We start from the raw sequence: 24,773 nt of genomic DNA on the forward strand, positions 1-24,773 counted from the left end.
CGTGGGAACGTAGCCAGCGGAATTTGCTTTCAACCGCAACGACCGGGAGCCACGGGGACCCATCCGTGGCCGGGTTTTCACCCCATTCAGGATGGGGAGTCGATATCCGCAACCGCCCTCCCCCCTTGGACGCCGATGTGCCGGGCGAAACGATTGCGGAGGGTTCACCGTGCCTGCCCAATCCCGCCTGCAATGACCGGATTCAAGCGCCAGCCACCGTCGAACGGCTGGACCACGTAGTCGTTGCCGAAGATGTTCGGTGCGAACGGATAATCGGTCGAGATGATCTGCGCGCCACTTGCCAGCGCCGCCTCACGCCGGTGGCTGTCATTGGCGCGCGCCTCCCCGGTATCGATATCGGCGCGACTGCGGACCAGGTAGCCTTCATCGACCCGTTGGCGTATTTCATCGCCGCGCGTCAGTGCGTTGTCGATCATCACGAACGCAGTGTGGTCCATGCCCGGTCGGCCTTGTACGAATGCCATGCGTCCTTCCAGATTGGGATGTCCCTGCAGGTACGGGGCGAACGTCTCCAGATGCATCCCGGGCACGATCATCAGGAAGACGAACTTTCCAGTCGCCTGATCCAGAGTGGGCCACTGGCCGCCACGCGCGGCCGCTTCCAGCGTGGCCGCCTTGCCGCGCAGATCATCCGGTGCAAGCACCCGCTCCCGTCCCAGCACCTGGATGATGGAGGCATCCATTTCCGCGAACGCGCGGGCATCGAATGGTGCGACCGGCGTGGCCCCGGCGAGGGCGATTGCATGGCCAGCGGACTTGGGCTCCAACAGCACGAATACGGGCGAATGCCCTGGCGTGGCATCGGACCAGTTGCGCAACTGCCGCAGGCAGATCCGGAAGGTCGGGCAACTGCTGCGGAAATCGACATCGGCCATATGCAGGACCTTCAGGCCGGGGGTCTGCAACGCTGCGTCGTAAAGGGGCTCCAGCTCCTTCTCGCCCCGCGACCGCAGGAGGCGATAGGGCAACGGGTCACTGAATCGACCGCCGTCATGGTCCACATGCAGGTCCAGCTCGATGCTGCGCAGTCCCGCGCGCAGCTGCGTCTCCAGCGACGGGAAACGGTACTCCAGCGGTTGCGCGAGGCCATCGGTGAACACATGCGGATGCTCGTCGGCATACTCGCGCCGGCGTTGCATGGACATCTGCCGGGTTGACGCATCGATGAGCGGCTTCAACAACGGGTCCATCACGCCAAACACCCGCGCATCGGCGCTCTGTCGGTAGCTGTTGTGGGTACCGATGACCTGGATCTGGTTCAGGCGCGGCTCCGTCGCTGACGCCGGCGCGGAGCAGATGCCCAGCACCACGGCCAGCGGGTACAGAAGCACGGCAGTGCTGCGATGGGAAAAAGCAGGGAAGGACGGGCGCAGGAACATGGGCGGATCAAGCCAGGCAGGGAATCAGGGACGCGATCCTAGGCGGGCGCAGTGACACCGGCCTTACGCCCGCGTGCCTCGGCGTGCCCGTTTTCAGGACAGTGCGTGACCCGTTTCGCCGCGGGGTTCCACCCGTGCTTCCCGATGTCGCTGGACCCTGGAACAGTCAAGCGGGCGGCATCATCGGCAGTGCAAACCAGGGGTAGGTCGCTCACCTCGCGGCCATCACGGGCCACTGATGCCCGCGATCACATCAGCCGGACATCAGCTCCGTAAGCATCGGCAGATGCATCCGCACCCGCCCCGCCTCGCAGCGCACATGGAAACGGCGCGCCTGCAGGGGTTCGCCGTCCAGGTTGAGGGTCATCGGCCGCGAGGCCTCGATCCAGACCTCGCGCAGCCGGGCGCGTTCGGCCACCTGCTCCAGCGCAGCGTGCTTGCCGTCGCTGAACAGGGTGCCCAGGGTCGATACCAGCTCCCCGGACAGCTCGGGAACCACGGTCAGCTCCAGCAGGCCGTCATCCAGCACCGCGTCCGGGCACAGCACCTGGCCGCCACCGGCCTGGCGACCGTTGCCCAGGCCCAGCGCGATGAGGCCGCCTTCCCACTGGAAGCCCTCGCCATGGATGCGGGCGCGGATCGGCTCGATCCTGCCCAGCCGGGCGATGCCGGTGATGACGTAAGCCAGGCCGCCAAGCATCTTCTTCAGGCCGTCGTGGGTCTCCACCGTGACCTCGGTGCCGAAGCCACCGCTGGCCAGGTTGGCGCACCAATGCACCGCACCGTCGCCGTCCACCTGCAACAGGTCGATCGGCCGTGCGCCGCCGCTGCTGATCAGATCCAGCGCCGCCAATGGCTCGACCGGGATGCCCGTTGCCGTGGCGAAGTCGTTGGCCGTGCCCAGCGGCAGCAGTGACAGCGCCGGCAAGGCGGCCGCCGCTTCGCCGGTATGCGCCAGTGCCTCGGCCACCTCGCTCAAGGTGCCATCCCCGCCGCCGGCAACGATCACCGCCGCATCCGCGGCGATGGCTTCGTGCACGTAGCGCTCCGCATCACCGGCTTCCCAGGTCACCCGTACCAACAGTGGTTGGCCACGGTCACGTACGCGCGCGACCGCATCGCGCACGGCGTCATCGCCGGCGGACTTGCCGTTGAGGATCAGGAACCAGGGGGGCGTTGGCATGCGGCTCTCCATCGAAGGCGCGCAGGCTAGCAGGCACCGGCAATGCATCCGGTGAATGTCACATGCCCGTCATCAACTCCCCGGAGAATGGGAGTCCATAGCAAGGACGACGGATGGAGGCAGGATCAGCCTCCGAATGAATTCCCCGGCCGCAGTGGCAGCACTGCGGCTTTCTTTTTGCTCCCCCGGCAGCGCGCAGCCCTGCTGCGCCGGACATGGGCGGGAAGGCCGATGCCGCGCACGGCCCCGGCACTCTCCCTCATTCGGATTGGGCGAACTGTCGCAGGGCATCCCCCTGCAGGCGGTAGACCGTCCATTCGTCCTGCGGCAACGCGCCGGCGGCGCGGTAGAACGCGATGGCCGGCGTGTTCCAATCCAGCACCGACCATTCGAAGCGCCCGCAGCCCTGCTCCACCGCCAACCGCGCGATGTGCTTGAGCAGCGCCTTGCCGGCACCGCTGCCACGCTGCGCCGGGCTCACGTACAGGTCTTCCAGGTAGATGCCGTTGCGGCCGAGCCACGTGGAATAGTTGTAGAAGAACACCGCGTAGCCGATGGCCTGCCCGTCACGCTCGCACACCAGCGCCTGCGCCTTGGCGTCCGGCCCGAACAGGCTGGCGCGGATGCCCGCCTCGTCGGTCTGTACCGAGGATTCGGCTTTCTCGTAGATGGCCAGCTCGCGGATGAAATGCAGGATCAGGCCTGCGTCATCGGCGGTGGCCGGGCGGATGTTCAGATCTGACATGTCCACCTCGCTAGAAGAAGAACAGCATACCGCCGTCTCACGCCCTCACCAGCGATCTCACCATTGTGGGGTAGGCGCGCGCTCGTCACGCACGACGTACACCGCATCAAAGTACTGCGACCAGTCCGCCTCGACGAACGATCCGGTCAGCCGCGACGCTACCGGGCCAATCTTCCGCAACCGCTCAGCATCCACGAGGACGACTGCACCCTTGGTTTGAACTGCCTGAGCTTCCAGTGCCTGCTCCGGCGCGGCCTCCAACTCCATGGTCGGCCCACCGGCCGTCCTGGACCAGCCCCTCAGTGCGGTGCCACCGATGGCGGCGTAGTCACCGCCTAAGCGCTGAGCAAGAAAATGGCCCATCGGCACGAACGGCCCGCTGCCGGGCCTCCGCGCGGCATGGACGTTCGCCGTCCAGATCACCACTTTGGCTCCAGGCGGAAGCCGGCCAATATGCCAGACCACGTTCTGGTACATGGCCTCATCGCGCGTTGACCGCGGGATCCGGGCCGCCGACCGTTCGTAGTAGCTGGACAGGCTGACCAACATACGCATCGCCTCGGGCGCAAGCGCACCACCGGCCGCGGCAGCCCGGGAGGCGCAGCTCGAGAGCAGCTCCCGCTCGTCGGCATCGTAGGCATGTGCGTTGCTGTAGTCCCATCCAAGGTTCCTGCGCACCGCCACTTCACAATGCAACCTGTCGGCACCCTCCAGCTGACCCGCAATCAGCGCCGGCAGCGCCTGTCCGGCGTAGTCACTGGTGTCGGATACCTGGTCGTCCAGGCCGCCGACGTACAACCGACGGCGGCCAACTGCTGTCCCGAACAGCCACTGGCGCCATTCAGCCAGTTCCTGCGTCCGCCAGAATCGGCCTTGAACTGGAAAGCCAGTGCTTCGCCATGACTGGGCAATTCCCCCAGCGCCACGACCTGCTTCCCGCACAACGATTCAGATAGCGATACCGCCTCGGCTGCTGCCGGCGAGCTGGCCATCCCAGCCAATGCGCCCACCCACCAGGCACATCGAACGACATGCTCCCGGAACAGCGCGGAAATCCCGCGCTTCCGGCCTGCACGACGCATGCCGTCAATACTCAGCCACGCGCCGCCGCGACGTTGCCGCGCATCTTCGCGATCACCTCGGCATAGTCCGGCGCATTGAAGATGGCCGAACCGGCGACGAAGGCATCGGCACCGGCGGCGGCGATCTGCCCGATGTTGTCGGCCTTCACGCCACCGTCCACTTCCAGCAGCACCGGCTTGCCGAGCTTGTCGATCATCGCGCGCACCGCGCGCAGCTTGTCCAGCGTGGACGGGATGAAGGCCTGGCCACCGAAGCCCGGGTTGACCGACATCAGCAGCACCAGGTCCAGGTCTTCCAGCACCCAGTCCAGCACTTCCACCGGGGTGGCCGGGTTCAGCACCAGGCCGGCCTTGCAGCCGTGCGACTTGATCAGCTGGATGGTGCGGTGCACGTGCCGGCTGGCCTCCGGGTGGAAGCTGATCAGGCTGGCACCGGCCTCGGCGAAGTCCGGCACGATGCGGTCCACCGGCTCGACCATCAGGTGCACGTCGATGGGCGCGGTCACGCCATGCTTGCGCAGCGCCTGGCAGACCATCGGGCCGATGGTCAGGTTGGGCACGTAATGGTTGTCCATCACGTCGAAATGGACCCAGTCGGCGCCGGCGGCGATGACGTTGTCGACCTCCTCGCCCAGCTTGGCGAAGTTGGCCGACAGGATGGACGGGGCGATGATGCAGTTGGACATGGGAAAGCCTTTCAGCGCTTGCGCAGGGTTTTGATGCGGTCGTAGGCGGCGTTGATCTGCCGCGCCTTCTTTTCGGCCTGTTCGCGCAGTTCAGGCGCGGCGCCGGCCACTTTGTCGGGGTGGTACTGGGAGATCAGGCGGCGGTAGGCCAGGTCGATCTCGGCGTCGGTGGCGTCGCGGGTGACCCCCAGTTCACGGTACGGAAGGTCCTTGCCCAGCTTGAACCAGTCACTGTCGAAGGCATGCCCCAGCAACAGGCCGATCACCGCGCCAAACAGCGGATTGGGCCTGAAAAGCAGGGCCCCGGCGATGAAACCAAGCAGTTTTCCGTACCAGCGCATGGGCGGGGTTGCGATTCAGGGCGGGCGGGCCCTGCATTTTATGCCACAGCGGCCCAATCCGGCTTTACACTAGGCCGCCCGCCGTCCTGCCGCGGGCCCCAAGGGTCCCTCCGTGCCGGCGGCTTCATAGCCAAGTCCCAGGAGTGCCCGTGCCAACCACGCTGTTGCAATCCGATCTTCCCGGCCTGCCCTTGCGCCATCGCGGCAAGGTGCGTGATGTGTTTGATATCCCGCGCGAACGCCTGCCTGCCGGCACTCCCCCGGGCGACTACCTGCTGATCGTGGCTACCGACCGCCTGTCCGCGTTCGACGTGGTGCTGCCCGACCCGATCCCGGGCAAGGGCGAGATGCTGTGCCAGGTATCCAACTTCTGGTTCGCCAAGACCGCCCACCTGATGCCCAACCACCTGACTGGCATCGACGTGGCCAGCGTGCTGCCCGAAGGCGTGGACCCGGCGCTGTACGCCAAGCGCGCGGTGGTGACCAAGAAGCTCAAGCCGGTCCCGGTGGAAGCCATCGCCCGCGGCTACCTGATCGGCAGTGGCTGGAAGGACTACCAGCGCACCGGCAAGATCAGTGGCATCCAGCTGCCCAACGGCCTGCAGCAGGCCGAGAAGCTGCCGGAGCCGATCTTCACCCCGTCCACCAAGGCCGCCGTCGGTGACCACGACGAGAACATCGACTTCGACGCGATGGTCAAGGCAGTCGGCGCGGACCTGGCCGAGAAGGTGCGTGACGCCACCCTGCGCATCTACAAGTTCGCCGCCGAGTACGCGGCCGAGCGCGGCATCCTGCTGGCCGACACCAAGTTCGAGTTCGGCACCGACGCCGACGGCCGCCTGTACATCATGGACGAGATGCTGACCCCGGATTCCTCGCGCTACTGGCCGGCCGACGAGTACCAGGTGGGCATCAGCCCGCCCAGCTACGACAAGCAGTTCGTCCGCGATTACCTGGAGACGCTGGACTGGGGCAAGACCGCGCCGGGCCCGACGCTGCCGGCCGAGGTGATCGGGCGTACCCGCGACAAATACGCCGAGGCACTGCAGAAGCTGGCCGGGATCCACCTCGACTGATCCCGCCCCGGGGGCGCGCCTGGGCAACCATGCGCGTCCGTAGGGAAGGCGCGCTATGCTCTGCCGGCCACATCCGGGAGGGAGTATGGACATGAGTACCGCGCGTCCGGTGGACCGCTATTTCGCCAGTTACTCCGGCGACCACCGCAATGAAACCAACCAGGCCATCCACGTGGTCGCGGTGCCGGCCATCCTGTGGTCGGTGATCGCCCTGCTGTGGTGCATCCCGCCGTTGATGCCCTGGTTCCAGCACGGGATCTGGGCCGCCCTGGCCATGTTCGGCACCTGGGCCTACTACAACCGCCTGTCCCGCCCGCTGGGCATCGGCATGCTGTTCCTGTTCTTCGTCAGCGGCTGCCTGTGCCGCCTGCTGGAAGACCGGCTGGGCATCCCGATGCTGCTGCGCATCGCCATCGGCGTGTTCGTGGTGGCGTGGATCGCACAGTTCATCGGCCACAAGATCGAGGGCCGCCGGCCCAGCTTCCTGACCGACCTGACCTACCTGCTGATCGGGCCGATCTGGGTGCTGGCCAAGCTGTTCCGCCAGTTCGGCTGGCGTTACTGATGCAAAGGGCCGGCATTGCCGGCCCTTTCAGTCCGGGGTGTTCACCCGCGCTACGGTGACGCCTCGCCGGCGGGTGCGTCGGCCAGTCCGAGCATGGCCGCATCCACCATGAACGGACGCGGCGCATAGCCGAAATCACGCCGTGCCGGTGCGGTGTCGAACGCCAGCGGCTCGCACATGCGCGCCAAGGTTGCGTCGCTCATGCCCTGCAGGCGGCCCTTGGCATGTGCCCTGTGCAATGCCCACCTGAAAAGTGAAGTCGGCACCCGCAACAATCTTGGCCGCGGGCGCAGCGCATCCAGCACCCTGCGGACCATCGTCGTATAGGGCAACGTTTCCCCCCCTCCCAAGGCATACCCCTTGCCAAACGTCTCCGGCCGCGCCACAACCTGCATGGCAGCATCGGCCAGATCCTGCACGTGCACTGGCTGGCGCAGCCCGTTCGCAGCAAAGGGCAACACGCAGAAACCCCGACGCCGCGCAATATCGGCAATCACCGTCAAGGTCTTGTCCCGGCCCGCACCATAGATCAGCGTCGGCCGCAGCAACGTCGCCGCCACCCCACGCTCACTTGCCGCCACGAACAAAGTGGTCTCGGCCTGCCGCATCCGTTGCGCAACGGCCCGCTCGGCAGGCTCGATCGAATCCTGCTTGACCTCCATGCTGGTCGAACCAAAGGCCACGATGCGCGGACATTCCAACGACGTACTCGCAAACCAGCGCGCAAAATGATCCAGCGGCCCGCAGCTGAAGACCACATCGAATCGTGCAGGCCCCTGCCATGCACCGAACAGGTCGGCAACCAACCACGCCTCTCCCGCGACCGAGGTGCGGGGCTGTCGTGACACCGCCGTCACCGCCCACCCTTGTGACAGCAGGTTCGCGACGAGACGTTCGCCAATCTGCCCACTGCCACCGAACACCAATGCCGTGCGCGGCTCCCTTTCGATGTGAGTGCTATCTTCCATACGTGACAGCATAGGCGATCCCACACGCACTTCTGCTGAAGCGGCTTGTTCGTTCCCACGAGAATTCCATGACTACCCCCACCGCTCTCCTGCTCGCCACCGACCTGAGCGCCCGCACCGACCGTGCACTGGCCCGTGCGTTGCAGCTGGCGCGGCAATGGAACGCACGGCTGGTGGTGGCGACCGTGTTGCCGGACGCAGCGGCCACCGGCATCACCGGCGGGCTGCTGTCCTCGGCCCCAGCGGTCGACGACGGCCAGGCCCGGCAGCTGGCCGAACGTCGCCTGCAACGCCTGCTGGAAGGCGACGCCGATGACCTGCAGGTGGAGCTGCGCATCGGCCACGGCCACGTCGGTCGTGCACTGCTGCAGCTGGCCGCGCAGGAGGACTGCGACCTGATCATCACCGGCATCGCCCGTGATTCCCTGTTCGAGCAGCCCACGCTGGGCTCAACCGTGATGTGGCTGACCCGCCACAGCCGGCTGCCGGTGCTGATCGTGCATGACCGGGTACGCGGCCCTTACCGCCACCTCGCGGTGGCCTGCGACTTCTCCGACAGCGCCGCGCAGGCGGCTGGCTGCGCCCTGGAACTGTTCGATGTGCCATTGCAGTTGTCATTGGTGCATGCACTTGATGCCCCCGGCAGCCTGCTCCCCGGCGGCGACCGCGACACCCTGCAGGAACAGGCCACCAGCGCCGCGCGCACGCAGGCGCAGGCCTTGCTGGCGCAATTGCGGCCACGGCTGGGGCAAGCGCACGTGCACGCGGTCATCGAACCCGGTGAGCCAGCCCGCGTCCTCGCCGACCACGCACGGTCCGCCGGCACCGAACTGGTCGTCGTGGCCACCCACGGCCGGGGCGCGTTGTTCGACCTGCTGATCGGCAGCGTGGCGCGGCGCATCGTCGAAACGCTGGAAACCGACACCCTGCTGGTGCGCGACCCGCGCTCGCTGGCGGCGGCCGCCGGGAACGACGACTGAGCGCGCCGAACCCGAACGGCTCGTTCAGAAAAAGGTTCCGGGCGGAAAAAAGCGCCTGTTAGACTGGAAAACCTGCCCGTCACCCCTGCGCTTCCGCATGACGCCAGTCCTGTTGTGCCTTCTCCTGCTGCCCTTCCTGCTGGCGGCGGCCATCGCCCTGTATGCCCGCCTGTCACGGACCACCGCTGCCTGTCTTGCAGGTGCCGCGCCCGTGCTCGGGCTGGTGCTGCTGGGCAGCGTGACCCCTGCCGTGCTCGACGGCGAGGTCATCCGCAACAGCTGGCAATGGCTGCCGCAGATCGGGCTGGACTTCAGCCTGCGCCTGGACGGGCTGGCCTGGATGTTCGCCGGGCTGGTGCTTGGCATCGGCGCACTGGTGGTGCTGTACGCGCATTACTACCTCTCGCCCAGGGACAGCACGCGTCGCTTCTACAGCTACCTGCTGCTGTTCATGGGCGCGATGCTGGGCATGGTGCTGTCCGGCAACCTGCTGTTGCTGATGGTGTTCTGGGAGCTGACCAGCATCAGTTCATTCCTGCTGATCGGCTTCTGGTCGCACCGCAAGGACGCGCGCGAGGGCGCGCGCATGGCCTTGATCGTCACCGGCGGCGGTGGCCTGGCACTGTTGGCCGGCGTGCTGCTGATCGGCCGCATCGTCGGCAGCTTCGACCTGGACGTGGTGCTGGCCTCCGGCGACCTGATCCGCGCCAGCACGCTGTATCCGTGGGCACTGGTGCTGGTGTTGGCCGGCATCTTCACCAAGAGCGCGCAGTTCCCGTTCCAGTTCTGGCTGCCACACGCGATGGCCGCGCCCACTCCGGTCTCGGCGTACCTGCATTCGGCCACGATGGTGAAGGCCGGCGTGTTCCTGCTGGCGCGCCTGCACCCGGCGCTGGCCGGCACCGAGCTGTTCTTCTACGTGGTCAGCGGCATTGGTGCGATCACCCTGCTGATCGGCGCCTGGAACGCGATCTTCCAGCATGACCTCAAGGGCCTGCTGGCGTACTCGACCATCTCGCACCTGGGCCTGATCACGCTGCTGTTCGGCCTGTCCACGCCGATGGCGGTGGTGGCCGGCGTGTTCCACATCCTCAACCACGCCACCTTCAAGGCCTCGTTGTTCATGGCCGCCGGCATCATCGACCACGAGACCGGCACCCGCGACATGCGCAAGCTGGGCGGGCTGCGCCGGTTGATGCCGATCACCAGCACGCTGGCGATCATCGCCTCGCTGGCGATGGCCGGTATCCCGCTGCTCAACGGCTTCCTGTCCAAGGAAATGCTGTTCGCCGAGGCACTGGCCACCGAGGGTCCGCACTGGATGCGCACGGCGATGAGCGCTGCCGCGCTGCTGGCCGGCATCCTCGGCGTGGCCTACAGCCTGCGCTTCGTGCACGACACCTTCTTCGGCAAGGGCCCGCTTGACCTGGACGTGGTCCCGCACGAGCCGCCGCGCTGGATGAAGGTGCCGGTGGAAGTGCTGGTGGTGATCTGCCTGGCGGTCGGCATCGCGCCGGCACTGACCGTGGCACCGGTGCTGCAGGCCGGCGCCAGCGCCATCCTCGGCCCGGCGATGCCCGCGTACAGCCTGTCGATCTGGCACGGCTTCAACCTGCCGCTGGCGATGAGCGCGATCGGCGTGGCCGGCGGCATCGCCCTGTACTTCGGCCTGCGCCGCTTCACCGACCTGTACGCCGCCGCCAACCGCCCCACCGGCAAGCTGCTGTTCCAACGCAACCTGGACCTGTTGTTCGGCATCGCCCACCGCGTCACCGCCGCACTGGCCAACGGCAGCCTGCAACGCATGCTGATGGCGTTGGTGCTGGTGGCGGTGATCGTCGCCGCCGCACCGTTCATCGCCAGCCCGGCGATGCCGGCATGGCCGGCACCGCAGTCGATGCCGCTGCTGGGCTGGGTGTTGTGGCTGGTGATGCTGGCCTGCGCGTTCGCCGGGCTGTTCCTGTTCCAGCAGCGCCTGCTGGCGGTGATCGTGATGGGCGGCACCGGGTTGATGGTGGCGCTGACCTTCGTGTTCCTGTCGGCACCGGACCTGGCCCTGACCCAGCTGATGGTGGAGATGGTCACGCTGGTGCTGATGCTGCTCGCCCTGAACTACCTGCCGGCGCAGTCGCCGCCGGAACGCTCGCGCTGGCGCAGGCGGCGTGATGCGCTGATCGCCATCGTCGCCGGTGGCGGCCTGGCCGCGCTGGCCTACTCGATGATGACGCTGCCGCCGAACACCATGGCCGGCGAGATGCTGGTGCGTTCGCTGCCCGAGGCCTACGGCCAGAACGTGGTCAACGTGATCCTGGTGGACTTCCGCGGCTTCGATACCTTCGGCGAGATCACCGTGTTCGGCATCGCCGCGCTGGTGGTGCATGCGCTGCTGCGGCGCTCGCGGATGGCGCCGGAACAGATCATGCCCGGCCCGCCGATCAAGCTGCCGGTGCCGGCCGACCTGGCCCAGATCATGTTCCCGTTGACCCTGACGGTGTCCATCTTCCTGTTCCTGCGCGGCCACAACGCGCCCGGCGGTGGCTTCGTCGCCGGCCTGGTGCTGGCGGTGCCGCTGCTGATCCAGTACGTGATCCAGGGCACCGTGTCGGTGGAGTCGCGCTTCGGCTTCGACTACATCCGCTGCATCGGCCTGGGCCTGATGGTCGCCGTGCTCAGCGGCATGGCCTCGATGCTGTTCGGCGTGCCGTTCCTGACCAGTGGCCACCTGGACCTGCACCTGCCGTTGATCGGCGAGGTGCCGCTGGCCAGCGCGATGGGCTTTGACACCGGCGTGTACCTGGTGGTGTTCGGCGGGGTGATGCTGATCCTGTCGATGATGGGCACGATCAAGCCCTCGCGCACCCGCAACGCCCGCCACGGCGAAATCGATATCCACCGCCGTTCGGCACGCACCGGGGAGATGCACTGATGGAACTGGCCCTGGCAAGCGCGATCGGCGTGCTGGCCGCGATCGGCGTGTACCTGCTGCTGCGCGCACGCAGCTTCGACGTCATCCTCGGCATGACCTTCCTGTCGTATGCGACCAACCTGCTGATCTTCAGCGCCGGGCGGCTGGTCACCGGCAAGGCGCCGGTGCTCAAGGACGGGGTGAGCAGCGACCTTGCCCACTACACCGACCCGCTGCCGCAGGCGCTGGTGCTGACCGCCATCGTCATCGCCTTCGCGATGACCGCGGTGAGCATCGTGCTGGCCATGCGCAGCCGCAGTGACAACCACAGCGACCACGTCGACGCCCACGAGCCGGATCCGCCCACCGCGGGCAAGCCGGAGGCCGGCGCATGAACCACCTGGTGATCCTGCCGGTCCTGATCCCGCTGCTGGGCGCGGCGCTGTCGCTGTTCGTCGAACACCGCCGCTATGGCCCGAAGGTACAGCGCAGCGTGGCGTGGGCCAGCATGACCGCATTGGCGGTGTCGGTGGCGCTGCTGGTCGTGCAGACCGGTGAAGGCCGCATCACCGCCTACCTGCTGGGCGACTGGCCGGCCCGGCTGGGCGTGGCGCTGGTGGCCGACCGCCTGGCCGGCTGGATGCTCGGCACCACCCTGCTGCTGGCCATCGCCTGCCTGCTGTATGCCTGTACCGGCTGGGACCGGCGCGCACCGCACTTCCATGCGCTGTTCCAGTTCCAGCTGATGGGCCTGAACGGTGCATTCCTGACCGGCGACATCTTCAACCTGTTCGTGTTCTTCGAGGTGCTGCTGATCGCCTCGTATGGCCTGCTGCTGTCCGGCGGCCGTGGCCTGCGCCTGCGCATCGGCCTGCACTACGTGATGTTCAACATCGCCGCCTCCACGCTGTTCCTGATCGCGCTGGCGATGCTGTACGCCACGCTCGGCTCGCTGAACATGGCCGAGATCAGCCAGCGCATCGCCGGCCTGTCGCCGTCGCACCTGAAGCTGGCCAAGGCCGCGTTGGGCCTGTTGCTGCTGGTGTTCTGCTCCAAGGCCGCGCTGCTGCCACTGTACCTGTGGCTGCCGGAGTCGTACTCGCGTGCACCGGCGGCGGTCGCGGCCCTGTTCGTGATCATGACCAAGGTCGGGCTGTACGCCGTGCTGCGGGTCAGCACGCTGTGGTTCGGCGCCGGTGCCGGCGCACTGGCCGGCTACGGCGGCGACTGGCTGCTGTGGGCCGGGCTGGCCACGCTGCTGCTGGCCGGCCTGGGCGCACTGGCCGCCACCCGCATGAGCGTGCTGGTGGCCTACCTGGTGGTGGTCTCGGCGGCAACGCTGTTCATCGCCTTCGCGCTGGGCAATGCCGGCACGATCTCGGCCGGGCTGTATTACCTGCCACACAGCACCTTCACCGCCGCCGCGCTGTTCCTGGTGGTCGACCTGATCCGTCGTCGCCGCATCCGTGGCGGCCAGCCACGTGACGGCGAGCAGACCGTACTGCCGGGCAAGACCGTGCCGGGCCTGCTGTTTTTGGTCGGCGCGGTGGCCGTGGCCGGCCTGCCGCCACTGGCCGGCTTCCTGGCCAAAGCCGCGCTGCTGAGCGCCGTGCCGCAGGCCCATACCGGCGTGGTCTGGGCGGTGGTGCTGGGCAGCAGCCTGCTGGTGATCATGGGCCTGACCCGTACCGGCATCCGCCTGTTCTGGCACGTGCCCGGCGATGAGGACGATGCACCGGAACCCGAGCCGCAGCCCGCGGCCCCGGCGCGCCCCTACGAGACCACCGCGGCCTGCCTGCTGCTCGGCTACGTGGTGCTGATGAGCGTGTTCGCCGCGCCGCTGATGCGACAGACCGACGCCATCGCCACGCAATTGCTGTCGCCGGAGCAGTACCTCAACGACGTGCGCGGCACCACGCCACAGATGAGGCAGCCATGAGTACGCCCCGCCCCCTGCTGCGTCGCCTGTTCCCCTCGCCGGCACTGTCGCTGACGGTCACCGCCTTCTGGCTGCTGATGTCCGACAGCTTCAACCTGGGCCAACTGCTGCTGGGCATGCTGCTCGGGCTGGTGGTGCCGCTGTTCGCCGCACGCCTGGACCGCGAGTTCGCCCGGCTGGGCACGCTGCGGCCGGTGCCCAAGCTGCTGTGCGTGGTGCTGTGGGACATCCTGGTGTCCAACATCCGCGTGGCCATGCAGGTGCTGGGCCCGGAGCAACGGCTCAAGCCCGGTTTCATCTGGGTGCCGCTGGACATCGCCAACATCCACGGCATCGCCGCGTTGACCAGCTTCATCACCCTCACCCCCGGCACCGTGTCGGCGGCGCTGTCCGATGACCGCCGTCACCTGCTGGTGCACGTGCTGCACCTGGACGATGCCGATGCGCTGATCGCCGAGATCAAGAGCCGCTATGAAGCACCGCTGATGGAGATCTTCCCGTGAACGGTTACCTGATATTCCAGACCACGCTGGTGGTGTGCATGCACGTGGTCGGCATCGCGATGCTGCTGGCGTTGTGGCGCCTGTTGCGCGGCCCCACCGTCCCGGACCGGATCCTGGCGCTGGACACGTTGTCGGTCACCGCCATCGCCGAGTTGATGCTGTTCGGCATCTACCTGGATTCGGCCATCTACTTCGAGGCCGCGCTGGTGATCGCGATGCTGGGCTTCTGCAGCACCGTGGTGTTGAGCAAGTACGTACTGCGCCGGGACATCGTCGAATGATCACTTTCCTGCAGATCGTCCTGTCCGCGCTGCTGGCCTTCGGCTGCTTCTTCATCCTGGTCGGTGCGCTGGGGCTGGTGCGCTTTTCCGACTTCTTCAAGCGCCTGCACGCGCCGACCAAGGCCAGCACGCTGGGTGTGGGCTGCGTGCTGGTGTGCTCGGTGGCGTACCACATCTTCCTCGGCGAGGACCCGCAACCGCGCGAGCTGCTGATCACCGTGTTCCTGTTCATCACCGCACCGATCAGCGCCCACCTGATGGCCAAGGCGGCGCTGTCGCTGATGATGGAAAGCCGCCCGGAGCCGCCGGGCGACAAGCCGTGACCGGCGCACTTCACCGGTAGCGCCGAGCCGCGCTCGGCGGTAGCTCTCCCGGTCGTACCCCGGAGCAGCATGGCTGCGCTACCGGGAGTGTTCCCGCGCAGCGTGGCCGCGCACCCGGGTCAACGCAGCTGAACCTGTGCAGCATCACTGACCATGACCTGCGTCTGGTAGTAGTACTTGTCCATGACACGCCCCTCGTCGATGAAAACCACCTTCACCAGTCGTGCGCTGCCACGCACGAGGATCGGCCGGCCCAGCAGCGCTTGCCGGGGATCCCGTCCCAGCCTGTCCGCCAGCGCGGCCCTGGCAGCGGGCATGAGTTCCACGCTCAGGTTCCGCGGGTCCCGATAGTCCCGCTCGGAATTGAGGAACAACGAACCCCTGACATCCCCCGTGGCCCGCACGTTCAGCGCGAACACACCATCCACGCCACGTCCCAACCCTGCTGCAGCGGCCAACTGCACCGCCATTCCCGGGTCAATCCAGGCGGACGGAGCCCGCCCGCCGTGCACGCACCCTGCCAATACCGCCGACATCAACCCCAATATCAGAAACTTCCGCATCCTTGCCTCAATCCGGTCAGTTCAACAGCGCCAGCTCCAGGCCGACCCAGGCCAGGAACGCGACGAACAACACGGCGCCCTCGCCGCGACTGATCTTCAGGTCGCCGCGCAGCATCGGGTACAGCATCAGCACCAGCACGATCGCCGCCGGCAGCTCCAGGCGCACGAACGAGGCCGGCAACGGCATCGGGCGCAATGCCGCCATGCCACCGACCACCACCAGCAGGTTGAACAGGCTCGAGCCGATCACGTGGCCGACGACCATGTCACCCTGGCCGCGCCGCGCCGCCGCGATCGCGGCGGCCACTTCCGGTAGCGCCGTGCCGATGGCCACCGGCAGCAGGCCGGCCAGCAGCGGCGACATGCCCCAGCCGGCGCCGATCACCGGTGCCGCCTGCACCACCCAGCGCGCGCCGAAATACAGCACCACGCCGGCAATGACCAGGCGGATCAGGTTGAGCCCCAGTTCGGTGCGGGTCGTCGCGTAGGCGGCGATGCTTTCCTGCAGCGCGGCCGGCTCGCGCCGGGCGCGCGCCAGCACGAACACCAGCACCGCGACGAAGCCAAGCAGCAGCACGATGCCTTCCACGCGGCTGATCGCACCGTCGAGCCCGAACACGATCAGCGCCAGCGAAGCCACGGCAAGCAGCACCAGCAATGGCGACAGCAGGCGCGTGCGCACCACCAGCGGGTAGACCAGCGCGGCCAGCGCCAGCGTCAGGCCGACGTTGACGATGTTGCTGCCCACCGCGTTGCCCAGTGCCAGTTCCTGTGCCCCCACCGCGAAAGCGCGGGCATTGACCACCAGTTCCGGCAGCGACGTGCCGAAGGCCACCAGCAGCAGGCCGGCGACGAATGGCGAGGCGCCCAGTCGCTGGGCCAGCCCCGACGCGGCCTTCACGATGGAGTCGCCCCCCAGCGCCAGCAGCACCAAGCCAAGTACGAACAATCCAATGGCTTCAAACATCCGCGTCTCTCCCGACGGCAATGCGGCTGATTCTAGGCGCAGTCATCGCCTTTCCGCAGGAACTCAGCTGCACCCTTCCACGTAATCCACCTGCGGCGGCAGGCCAACCCGCCACGCTGTCACCTTGCCGTCGGCGCCCAGTTCGAACACCAGCCAGCCCTGGCTGCCATCGGCGGCGGGAACCCGCAGCACCTTGCCGCCTTCCACGTACTTGTGGGGCTGTGGTGCTTCGGCCTGTGCATACAGTGCCTGCAGCGGGGCCAGCGCCATGCCGACCTTGCCGCCGCCCGGGGCCTGCACGTCGGCGGCGCGCACGTCGTAGCGGACGAAATTGCCGCCCTCGAGCATGAAGGCCACGCCGTCGGCCCCCTGCCCGGCCGGCTGCAGGTAATAGCAGCCGCCGTCGGCCACGGCATCGCCCTGCAGCTCGCCATCCCAGACCGCGCGCATCTGTTCAGCATCGATCCCCAGTTGCAGGGGGCCATAGCCCTGCCAATCGGCGTTGCCGGTCACCGCGGCCTCGGCCGGGGCCGGCGCGGGCGAGCCCGCTGCCGCAGGGGCTTGCGGTGCCACCGGCGCATCCGGCGCGTCGGGGGTGCGGTTGCAGGCGGCCAGCAGGGCGAGCAGGACAAGCGAAGACAGGACGGTGCGGGTCATGCGGCAACTCCAAGGAGGACCGGGGGCCGAGTGTAGCGGCATGCCGGTTGTCATCGTGCTTTCACCTGCCGGACCCAGGCTTGGGCGTCCGCGCCGCCGTGTCACGTCCCATGCATCCGCGCAAAACCGAACTCGCCCTCTCCGTCCTGCAGGCCCATCGGGCACCGCTGGACCTGCGCCAGCGCCGTGCCCTGATCCTGTGCGATGGCAAGCGCAGCCTGGACGACCTGTCCCAGTTGCTGGGCAACGATGCGCCGGCGCTGGTCGCGCAGTTGATCCGCGACGGCTACCTGCTGGCCGATGCCCCCGACGCCCCACCGGCCGTCCCCGCGCCGGTGGCCATGGCGGCGCCTGCGCCTGCGCCGGCAGCAGCGGCGGCGCCTGCCACCGAGCGCCGGCGCTCGATGGTGGCTGCGCGGATCTATGTGCTGGACATCCTGGCGCTGCAGCGCAACCCCACCGCGCAGCAACTGCACCGGCAACTGCAGTCCTCGCGCGAGGAAGGCGAGACGGTCAACGCGATCCGGCTGGCGCTGGCGCACCTGCCGGCGATGACCTCGGACGGCTACGCGCAACGCGTGCGTGGCCGCCTGCAGGAAGTGCTGCCCGAGCCGCACCTAGCGACGGTGCTGCAGGCCACGCCGCTGCCGGCGGCCTGAAACTCAGCCCCTGGGCGGGGCGAAGTTGTCGCGCAGGCCGCTCCAGCAGGCCTGGTATTCGCGCTGGCGGTGCGGTGCGGCGATGGCCTGCTCGGTCGGGCAGATCACGCCGCGGGTCTCGAACATGAAGGCCATGGTGTCGGTGATCACGTCCGGCTTGGACAGGTCCGCGTTGGAGGCCTTGTCGAAGGTGGCCGCGTCCGGGCCGTGGCCGCTCATGCAGTTGTGCAGCGATGCGCCGCCGGGCACGAACCCCTCGGCCTTGGCGTCGTAGGCACCGTGGATCAGGCCCATGAACTCGCTGGCGATGTTGCGGTGGAACCACGGTGGGCGGAACGTGTCCTGCGCCACCAGCCAGCGCGGCGGGAAGATCACGAAGTCCAGGTTGCTGGTCCCGGGCGTGTCGCTGGCCGAATGCAGCACCAGGAAGATCGACGGGTCCGGGTGGTCATGGCTGATCGAGCCGATGGTGTTGAAGCGGCGCAGATCGTAGCGGTACGGCGCGTAGTTGCCGTGCCAGCCGACCACGTCCAGCGGCGAGTGGTTGATGTCCGCGCGCCACAGCCGGCCATGGAACTTGGCGACCAGCTCGAACGGGCCTTCCACGTTCTCGTAGGCGGCCACCGGGGTTTCGAAGTCACGCGGGTTGGCCAGGCCGTTGCTGCCGATCGGGCCGAGGTCGGGCAGCTTGAGCAGCGCACCGAAGTTCTCGCAGACATAGCCGCGCGCCTGCCCGTCGGGCAGCTCCACCGCGAAGCGCACGCCACGCGGGATCACCGCGATCTGCTGCGGTTCGACGTCGATCACGCCCATCTCGGTGCGCAGGCGCAGCCGGCCCAGCTGCGGCACGATCAGCAGCTCGCCGTCGGCGTTGTAGAAATAGCGGCCACGCATGTCGGCATTGGCCGCGTACATGTGGATGCCGGCACCGGCATGCGCATCGGGCGCGCCGTTGCCACCCATCGTGTACAGCCCTTCGATGAAATCGGTGGGCGTGGACGGCAGCGGCAACGGGCTCCAGCGCAGCTGGTTGGGCGATACCGCCGCATGGCTGAACTCGCCATGCAGGTTGGGCTGATCGAACGGGGTGAATTCCCCGTGCATCACCGCCGGGCGGATGCGGTACAGCCAGCTGCGACGGTTGCTGCCACGCGGCGCGGTGAAGGCGCTGCCGGTCAACTGTTCGGCATACAGGCCATGGGCGACGCGCTGCGGTGAATTGCGCCCGACCGGCAGGGTGCCGGGCACTGCCTCGGTGGCGAATTCGTTGCCAAAGCCGGATTGATAACCGTTGGTGACCATGGTGGCGCCCTTGCCTTGCGATTGAGCCCCTCTCCCGCAGGCGGGAGAGGGGTTGGGGTGAGGGTGGATCGGTTGCGGTGATGCTACGTGCTTCGGTGGCCTTTGCCCTCACCCCAACCCCTCTCCCGCCTGCGGGAGAGGGGCTTCAGGCAAGCGCATCGTTCGCCGCTTACAGCACGCCGCGCTTGATCTGGTCGCGCTCGATGCTCTCAAACAGCGCCTGGAAATTGCCTTCGCCGAAGCCTTCGTTGCCCTTGCGCTGGATGATCTCGAAGAAGATCGGGCCAATGCAGTTCTGGGTGAAGATCTGCAGCAGCTTGCGCTGCTTGGTCTCCGGGTCGGCGTCGATCAGGATCTTGTTGCGGCGCAGGCGCGGCACGTCCTCGCCGTTGTCCGGGATGCGCAGGTCGACCACGTCGAAATAGGTGTCCGGCGTGTCCAGGAACTCGATGCCGCGCTCGCGCATGGCTTCGACGGTGTCATAGATGTTGTCGGTGAAGCAGGCGATGTGCTGGATGCCCTCGCCCTTGTAGGCGTCCAGGTACTCGTTGATCTGGCTCTTCGGGTCGGAGGACTCGTTGAGCGGGATGCGCACGATGCCGTCCGGGGCGGTCATCGCCTTGGACACCAGGCCGGTCTTGGCACCCTTGATGTCGAAGTAGCGGATCTCGCGGAAGTTGAACAGCCGCTCGTAGTAGTCCGACCACTGCTGCATGTTGCCCAGGTACAGGTTGTGGGTCAGGTGGTCGATGAAGGTCAGGCCGAAGCCCTTCGGGTCCTGCTCGGCACCGTCGACCGGCACGTAGTCTGTGTCGTAGATGCTGCCGCCTTCGCCATAGCGGTCGACCAGGTACAGCATGCAGTCGCCGATGCCCTTGATCACCGGGGCCGGGACGGCACGGGTGTCGGCCAGCAGGCTGACTTCCTCGGCACCGTTGCCCAGCGCAGCGGCCAGCACCTCGGCGGCCGGCTTCTGGAAGCGGATGGCGAAGCCACAGGCGCAGGGGCCGTGCTTGGCCGCGAAGTCGGCGGCGAAGGAATCCGGCTCCTCGTTCACGAGGAAGTTGACGCCGCCCTGACGGTAGACGGTAATAGCACGCTGCCGGTGGCGGAGCACGGCAGTGAATCCCATGTTCCGGAAGTACGTGTGCAGCTGGGCGGCCTGCCCGGCCGGCGCGGCGAACTCGACGAACTCGAAACCATCAATGCCCATCGGGTTCTCGAAGGTGGTGACCTGCATGCCCGGATTGGGCGCGTGGGGTGCGGCGTGGGCTTGGGTATTCATGGGTTGCCTCCGATTGCGTGACCACTGCCGGGTGCCGGCGGTGTAAAAAACAGGAAGACACGCGCAAACGCGGGTCTGGACCGAAGGTTATAGTTTCACATGAAACCACCATCAAGGTGCACTGCAGCATGAGCTCTTCCGATTACAGCAAGTCCACCAGCATCCGGGCCTCGCATGTCCTGCTGGATCTCGAGCAGTTCCTGCCCTACCGCATCAGCGTCCTGTCCAACCGGGTCAGCGGCAACATCGCCCGGCTGTACGGCGACCGCTACGGCCTGGCCATCCCCGAGTGGCGGGTGATCACCATCCTGGCGCTGTACCCCGGCTCCTCGGCCAGCGAAGTGTCCGAGCGCACCGCGATGGACAAGGTGGCGGTCAGCCGCGCCGTGGCCCGCCTGCTGGAACGCGGCTTCATCAAGCGCGAGACGCACGGCGATGACCGCCGTCGCTCGGTGCTGGCGCTGTCGGCGGCCGGTTTCGAGGTCTACGAGACCATCGCTCCGCTGGTAATCGAGATGGAACGTCGGCTGATGTCGGTGCTCAGCGAGGAAGAGGAACAGGTGCTCGAGCGCCTGATCACCCGCCTGGCCGATGCCGGCCTGCCTCGCATGAGCGAAGCCTGAGACGTCGCCGGCCGCGGGCCGGCGGCGGAGGGCACGCGGCCGCGCGGCTCAGCTCAGGTGCTTGCGCTGGGCATAGATCCACGGCGCCGCCAACGCGGCGATCGCGCCACCGGCAAAGCCCAGCGCAGCGGCCACCGCCGCCGCTTCGATGCTGCCGGGCAATGCCAGCGCCGCCAGCAGCAACAGCACCGCTGGCAAACCGATGAACGAAGCCAGGAAGAACCGCCAGCGCGGCACCCAGGTGTGCAGTTGCATCAGGCTGGCACCCACCCAGGCTTCGCTGGCCCTGCTGCGTCCTATCTTGTCCACCAGCTTGACCAGATCGACCTCCGGCACGGACTTGCCGGCCGCCGCCAACGCCAGCTCGGCGTCAACTTCCGCAGGATCCGGCCAGTTCGAAGGCCATGCCTGCGGCGCTTCCACGCCATAAGCCGACAGCACCGGCAGGCTCAGCGCCGGCACGGCCAGCGCGCGCAGCCGGCGCTTGTCCAACACACACCAGACCTGTGCCCGTCCGCCACTGTGCACCTGGTACAACGACAGCTGCTCGGCCGCCGGATAGGGCAATGCGGTCACGCGTGCGGCCAGGGTTTCCACGCCCATCGCGCGCAGGAAACCGGCGCGGGCACGGCCGGTCTGCGTCCACGCCACGCCCAGGGGCGAGAGCAGCATCACCTCGGCCAGATCGGTGCCCCCGGCGGTGGCGCGCTCGTCGCTGGCCAGGTAGGCCGCCAGCGAACGCGGCTCGGCGACATCGGCCTTGCCCCAGCGCTGCGAATGACCGAGCAGGAACTTCAACGGCACCCGCGCGGCAACCGTCTCGCCGCGGGCGCTGTCCGATGCGAACGGCAACACCGAGGCAACGAAGGCGCGCAGTTCATTGCCGGGCGAACTGCTCCACTCCGGCGGCAACAGGCCGGCGAGCAGGCCATTGCGGGCCACCTGGTCGATCTGCTCCTTCTGCTCGACCAGCCGCATCACCGCCGACTGCAGCATGATGTTCGGCGGCACCGCAGCCTGCGGCAGGCGCGAGGAGGCGGGTACCGGCGAGGTGTCCTCGGCGGCCGGCGTCTCGTCGAGCAGTTCGTCCACGCTTGGCAGGCTGACGCTGGCCGACGCGACGGGCGGGGTATCGACGATGGAGGGGGAATCAGAAGCAGGCTGCATGGCGAAGACGGAGCGGGCCGTGCGCAGGCGGAGATGCATCCGTTAGCGGCCGCGCGCGGGAAATATGAAGGCATGCGGCGCTACCCCTCCCCCGCCCTCCCCTTCGCTGCGCGAAAGGGAGGGGGCAGATCACGGCGAGCTGCGCCTGCCACGCAGGAGCGCCTCGGCCGTGAGGCCAGTGCACGACCTATCGCGTGGAAGCTCCCCTCCCCAGCCTCCCCTTCGCTGCGCGAAAGGGAGGGCAGATCACGGCGAGCTGCGCCTGCCACGCAGGAGCGGCCTCGGCCGTGAGGCCCGTGCGCAAACGACAACGGCGCCTTCCGGCGCCGTTGTCATCCCCACCGCCGCGGCTCATTGCGCGGCCGGCGGTGCCCACTGCTTGAGGAAGGCGAAGAACTTCTCGCGGTCGTAGCCCTTGCCCTTCTCCAGGTCGCCGGTGAACTGCGAATGCAGCAGCTTGCCTTCGGCATCGAGCACGAACAGGTGCGGGTAGCCCTTGATCTCCGGGTAGCCCGACAGGAACGCGGTGTTCTCGTTCTCTTCGCTGAAGTTGACCTTCATCCACACGTAGTTGCCATCACGGAAGCGGCGGATCTCCGAATCCCCTTCCATGAAGGCATCCAGCAGGTGGCACCACGAGCACCACTCCCCGCCCACGTCCAGGATGATCCGCTTGCCGCCACGCTGGGCCTCGACCTTGGCCGTTTCCAGGTCGGCGACCGGGTTGCGGGCGGGGTCGAACTGCGCGTTGAGCGCGGCCACCGCGGCGATATCCGCCGCGGTGGGGGTGTTGCCCGAGGACACCGGCTGGCTGGTGTCAGCCACCGGCGCCTTCTGTTCGGAGGTGTCCAGCGGCTGCACCTTCTCCACCGGCGGTGGCGGCTGGTTGCAACCGGCCACGGCCAGGGCGAACACCAACGGGACCACTCCAAACAGCTTGTTCATCGGTCTTTCCTCACTTCACGCCATGCATGAGCTTCTGCACCAGCGGGGCGATCAGGAACAACAGCACGCCTGCAGCCAGCAGCGACCAGAAGCCGAAGGTATACCCCTTCAGGGCCGATTCCACCGTCATGCCGCTCTCGCCGCTGACCACCGCGGCGAAGATGCCCGACAGGTTGTTGCCGATGGCGGTGGACAGGAACCAGCCGCCCATCGCCAGGCCCACGACCTTGAGCGGGGCCAGCTTGGTGGTCATCGACAGGCCGATCGGCGACAGGCACAGCTCACCGACGGTCTGGATCACGTAGACCATGAACAGGGTCCAGAACGGGATCTTGCCGGCGCCGTCGACCAGCGAGGACAGCGCGTACATCAGCAGCAGGAAGGCCAGGCCGTTGAAGATCAGGCCCAGGCCGAACTTGCGCGGGATCGACGGGTTGGCCTTGCCCAGCGCAGTCCACAACCACACGAAGATCGGGCCAAGGGCCAGGATGGCCACCGAGTTGACCGACTGGAACCAGCCGATCGGGAAGGTCCAGCCGCCCAGGTCGCGGTTGACGATGTTCTGCGCCAGGAAGTTGAACGAGCTGCCGGCCTGTTCGAAGAACATGAAGAACAGCACGTTGAACACGAAGATGATCAGCATGGCGATGGCACGGTCACGGGCCACCTTGCCCTCGCGGATGCCCTCGACCAGGATCATCACGCACAGCGCGGTGAACAGCGCGCCCAGGATCCAGCCCAGGATGCCGGCGTCGATGGACAGCAGCGCATAGGCCACCGGCACGGCCACCAGCGAACCCACCAGCACGGCGATGGTGCGGCCCATGCCTTCCCCACCGGCCGGCGGCTTGCCGATATCACCGAGCTGGCGACGGCCGAACCAGAACCACACCAGGCTGATCAGCATGCCCACGCCCGAGGCGATGAACACGTACTTGTAGGCCGGCATGGCTTCGGTGCCGAACACGTTCTCGGCCAGGATGCCGGTCAGCACCGGTGCGACCAGCGCGCCGGCGTTGATGCCCATGTAGAAGATGGTGAAGCCCGAGTCACGGCGCGAGTCGTTGATGCCGTACAGCTGCCCGACCATGCTGGAGATGTTCGGCTTGAACAGGCCGTTGCCCGCGATCACCGTGGCCAGGCCGATACGGAACACCTGGTCGTTGGGGATGGCGATCAGAAACAGGCCCAGCGACATCACCGCCGCACCGATCAGGATCGAACGCTGGTAACCGATGATCCGGTCGGCGACGAAGCCGCCGAACAGGGCTGCCGCATACACCAGCGCCAGGTAGGCGCCGTAGAGCTTGCTGGCACCGGCCTGGCTCTCGGAGAACTGGGCGACGATGTACAGCGTCAGCGCCCAGCGGATGCCGTAGAACGCGAAGCGTTCGAAGAACTCGGTCATGAACAGCATCCACAGGGGGCGTGGATGGCCGAGGAGGTTGGTGAACGCCGGCACGGGCGCCGGGTTGGATGCGGAATTGGGCGCGGCAGCGCTCATGCGGGTGTCCCCTGAGTCATTCGATGGGCAAGTGATGCGAAAGAAGTCGGCCGGAACCGGCGCGACGGGCGAGCATCACCGAAGGGCCGGCTTCACGTCAAATCCACAGAAGGCTTGCCCGGGC

Annotated in this window: 26 protein-coding genes; 11 read left to right on the forward strand and 15 right to left on the reverse strand. The window is 67.4% G+C overall.

The genetic code is table 11. The features are described 5' to 3' along the window. Positions 1–164: 164 nt before the first annotated feature. The 6 genes from ACIPR8_RS08270 to ACIPR8_RS08295 all read right to left on the reverse strand — a co-directional run bounded on the left by ACIPR8_RS08270 (position 165) and on the right by ACIPR8_RS08295 (position 5,437). Entirely contained in the window at positions 165–1,400 is a 1,236-nt protein-coding gene (locus tag ACIPR8_RS08270; protein WP_446540719.1) for a Ca2+-dependent phosphoinositide-specific phospholipase C, read from the reverse strand. A gap of 253 nt (positions 1,401–1,653) precedes the next feature. Then, positions 1,654–2,583 carry a lipid kinase YegS gene (gene yegS, locus ACIPR8_RS08275; protein WP_446540720.1) on the reverse strand — a complete coding sequence of 310 codons (930 nt, stop codon included), beginning with the start codon at positions 2,581–2,583 and terminating at the stop codon, positions 1,654–1,656. Positions 2,584–2,842: 259 nt separating this feature from the next. Next, positions 2,843–3,328: an N-acetyltransferase family protein gene (locus ACIPR8_RS08280; protein ID WP_446540721.1), complete on the reverse strand. Its 486-nt coding sequence runs from the start codon at positions 3,326–3,328 to the stop codon at positions 2,843–2,845. A gap of 57 nt (positions 3,329–3,385) precedes the next feature. Next, positions 3,386–4,126, reverse strand: coding sequence for an erythromycin esterase family protein (locus tag ACIPR8_RS08285; protein WP_446540722.1), 741 nt, complete (start codon positions 4,124–4,126; stop codon positions 3,386–3,388). A gap of 295 nt (positions 4,127–4,421) precedes the next feature. Beyond that, positions 4,422–5,096: a ribulose-phosphate 3-epimerase gene (rpe, locus tag ACIPR8_RS08290; protein ID WP_132863292.1), complete on the reverse strand. Its 675-nt coding sequence runs from the start codon at positions 5,094–5,096 to the stop codon at positions 4,422–4,424. 11 nt (positions 5,097–5,107) lie between these two features. Further along, complete coding sequence (locus ACIPR8_RS08295) at positions 5,108–5,437, reverse strand: J domain-containing protein (RefSeq protein WP_132863290.1); 330 nt, start codon at positions 5,435–5,437, stop codon at positions 5,108–5,110. A gap of 149 nt (positions 5,438–5,586) precedes the next feature. On the opposite strand from ACIPR8_RS08295, the gene ACIPR8_RS08300 reads away from it, so the two are divergent. Together ACIPR8_RS08300 and ACIPR8_RS08305 are read left to right on the forward strand one after the other, a co-directional pair. After that, positions 5,587–6,513 (forward strand): phosphoribosylaminoimidazolesuccinocarboxamide synthase, encoded by a 927-nt coding sequence (locus ACIPR8_RS08300; protein WP_313252969.1) that lies wholly within the window; start codon positions 5,587–5,589, stop codon positions 6,511–6,513. Positions 6,514–6,598: 85 nt separating this feature from the next. Then, on the forward strand, positions 6,599–7,078 hold the full coding sequence (locus tag ACIPR8_RS08305) for an Mpo1 family 2-hydroxy fatty acid dioxygenase (RefSeq protein ID WP_132863287.1): 480 nt from the start codon (positions 6,599–6,601) through the stop codon (positions 7,076–7,078). Between the two features lie 50 nt (positions 7,079–7,128). Here ACIPR8_RS08305 and ACIPR8_RS08310 read toward each other — a convergent pair whose 3' ends face one another. After that, positions 7,129–8,046 (reverse strand): SDR family oxidoreductase, encoded by a 918-nt coding sequence (locus ACIPR8_RS08310; RefSeq protein WP_446540723.1) that lies wholly within the window; start codon positions 8,044–8,046, stop codon positions 7,129–7,131. Between the two features lie 68 nt (positions 8,047–8,114). Here ACIPR8_RS08310 and ACIPR8_RS08315 point away from each other — a divergent pair, with 68 nt between their 5' ends. From ACIPR8_RS08315 to ACIPR8_RS08345, 7 genes are all read left to right on the forward strand, one after another. Next, positions 8,115–9,026 carry a universal stress protein gene (locus tag ACIPR8_RS08315; RefSeq protein WP_446540724.1) on the forward strand — a complete coding sequence of 304 codons (912 nt, stop codon included), beginning with the start codon at positions 8,115–8,117 and terminating at the stop codon, positions 9,024–9,026. 97 nt (positions 9,027–9,123) lie between these two features. Further along, the gene (locus tag ACIPR8_RS08320) at positions 9,124–11,952 is read left to right on the forward strand and encodes a monovalent cation/H+ antiporter subunit A (RefSeq protein ID WP_446540725.1); all 2,829 of its coding nucleotides are present in this window, start codon (positions 9,124–9,126) and stop codon (positions 11,950–11,952) included. Then, positions 11,952–12,326, forward strand: coding sequence for a Na+/H+ antiporter subunit C (locus ACIPR8_RS08325; RefSeq protein ID WP_132863281.1), 375 nt, complete (start codon positions 11,952–11,954; stop codon positions 12,324–12,326). The genes ACIPR8_RS08320 and ACIPR8_RS08325 overlap by 1 nt, the downstream gene beginning before the upstream one ends. Further along, positions 12,323–13,870, forward strand: coding sequence for a monovalent cation/H+ antiporter subunit D (locus ACIPR8_RS08330; protein ID WP_313252975.1), 1,548 nt, complete (start codon positions 12,323–12,325; stop codon positions 13,868–13,870). The genes ACIPR8_RS08325 and ACIPR8_RS08330 overlap by 4 nt, the downstream gene beginning before the upstream one ends. Beyond that, positions 13,867–14,373, forward strand: coding sequence for a Na+/H+ antiporter subunit E (locus ACIPR8_RS08335; RefSeq protein WP_132863277.1), 507 nt, complete (start codon positions 13,867–13,869; stop codon positions 14,371–14,373). The genes ACIPR8_RS08330 and ACIPR8_RS08335 overlap by 4 nt, the downstream gene beginning before the upstream one ends. A gap of 38 nt (positions 14,374–14,411) precedes the next feature. Then, positions 14,412–14,654 carry a K+/H+ antiporter subunit F gene (locus ACIPR8_RS08340; RefSeq protein WP_263863709.1) on the forward strand — a complete coding sequence of 81 codons (243 nt, stop codon included), beginning with the start codon at positions 14,412–14,414 and terminating at the stop codon, positions 14,652–14,654. Next, positions 14,651–14,977: a Na+/H+ antiporter subunit G gene (locus ACIPR8_RS08345; protein ID WP_132863274.1), complete on the forward strand. Its 327-nt coding sequence runs from the start codon at positions 14,651–14,653 to the stop codon at positions 14,975–14,977. The genes ACIPR8_RS08340 and ACIPR8_RS08345 overlap by 4 nt, the downstream gene beginning before the upstream one ends. A gap of 119 nt (positions 14,978–15,096) precedes the next feature. Here ACIPR8_RS08345 and ACIPR8_RS08350 read toward each other — a convergent pair whose 3' ends face one another. The 3 genes from ACIPR8_RS08350 to ACIPR8_RS08360 form a co-directional block, all read right to left on the reverse strand. After that, positions 15,097–15,540, reverse strand: coding sequence for a hypothetical protein (locus ACIPR8_RS08350; protein WP_192286845.1), 444 nt, complete (start codon positions 15,538–15,540; stop codon positions 15,097–15,099). A gap of 16 nt (positions 15,541–15,556) precedes the next feature. Then, a complete protein-coding gene (locus ACIPR8_RS08355) occupies positions 15,557–16,507 on the reverse strand; it encodes a calcium/sodium antiporter (protein ID WP_446540726.1) in 951 nt (316 codons plus the stop codon). Between the two features lie 63 nt (positions 16,508–16,570). Next, positions 16,571–17,164 carry a lectin gene (locus ACIPR8_RS08360; protein WP_192286847.1) on the reverse strand — a complete coding sequence of 198 codons (594 nt, stop codon included), beginning with the start codon at positions 17,162–17,164 and terminating at the stop codon, positions 16,571–16,573. A gap of 110 nt (positions 17,165–17,274) precedes the next feature. Between ACIPR8_RS08360 and ACIPR8_RS08365 the strand changes: the two genes are divergently transcribed. Further along, positions 17,275–17,823 (forward strand): hypothetical protein, encoded by a 549-nt coding sequence (locus ACIPR8_RS08365; protein ID WP_446540727.1) that lies wholly within the window; start codon positions 17,275–17,277, stop codon positions 17,821–17,823. Positions 17,824–17,826: 3 nt separating this feature from the next. Here the strand turns inward: ACIPR8_RS08365 and hmgA are convergent, their stop codons facing one another. Both hmgA and hppD read right to left on the reverse strand, forming a co-directional pair. Next, positions 17,827–19,125 carry a homogentisate 1,2-dioxygenase gene (gene hmgA, locus ACIPR8_RS08370; RefSeq protein ID WP_132863267.1) on the reverse strand — a complete coding sequence of 433 codons (1,299 nt, stop codon included), beginning with the start codon at positions 19,123–19,125 and terminating at the stop codon, positions 17,827–17,829. Between the two features lie 169 nt (positions 19,126–19,294). Further along, positions 19,295–20,365, reverse strand: a complete 1,071-nt coding sequence (gene hppD, locus ACIPR8_RS08375) for a 4-hydroxyphenylpyruvate dioxygenase (RefSeq protein WP_192287308.1) — start codon at positions 20,363–20,365, stop codon at positions 19,295–19,297. 173 nt (positions 20,366–20,538) lie between these two features. On the opposite strand from hppD, the gene ACIPR8_RS08380 reads away from it, so the two are divergent. Then, positions 20,539–21,033, forward strand: a complete 495-nt coding sequence (locus tag ACIPR8_RS08380) for a MarR family winged helix-turn-helix transcriptional regulator (RefSeq protein ID WP_132863263.1) — start codon at positions 20,539–20,541, stop codon at positions 21,031–21,033. Positions 21,034–21,081: 48 nt separating this feature from the next. On the opposite strand, the gene ACIPR8_RS08385 is transcribed toward ACIPR8_RS08380, so the two are convergent. The 3 genes from ACIPR8_RS08385 to ACIPR8_RS08395 all read right to left on the reverse strand — a co-directional run bounded on the left by ACIPR8_RS08385 (position 21,082) and on the right by ACIPR8_RS08395 (position 24,649). Further along, the gene (locus tag ACIPR8_RS08385) at positions 21,082–22,200 is read right to left on the reverse strand and encodes a hypothetical protein (RefSeq protein ID WP_446540728.1); all 1,119 of its coding nucleotides are present in this window, start codon (positions 22,198–22,200) and stop codon (positions 21,082–21,084) included. A 351-nt stretch (positions 22,201–22,551) separates the two neighbouring features. After that, complete coding sequence (locus ACIPR8_RS08390; protein WP_446540729.1) at positions 22,552–23,145, reverse strand: thioredoxin family protein; 594 nt, start codon at positions 23,143–23,145, stop codon at positions 22,552–22,554. Positions 23,146–23,155: 10 nt separating this feature from the next. Next, positions 23,156–24,649, reverse strand: a complete 1,494-nt coding sequence (locus tag ACIPR8_RS08395; protein ID WP_192286850.1) for a peptide MFS transporter — start codon at positions 24,647–24,649, stop codon at positions 23,156–23,158. Positions 24,650–24,773 lie beyond the last annotated feature (124 nt).

Source organism: Stenotrophomonas sp. LARHCG68 (genome assembly GCF_052871705.1).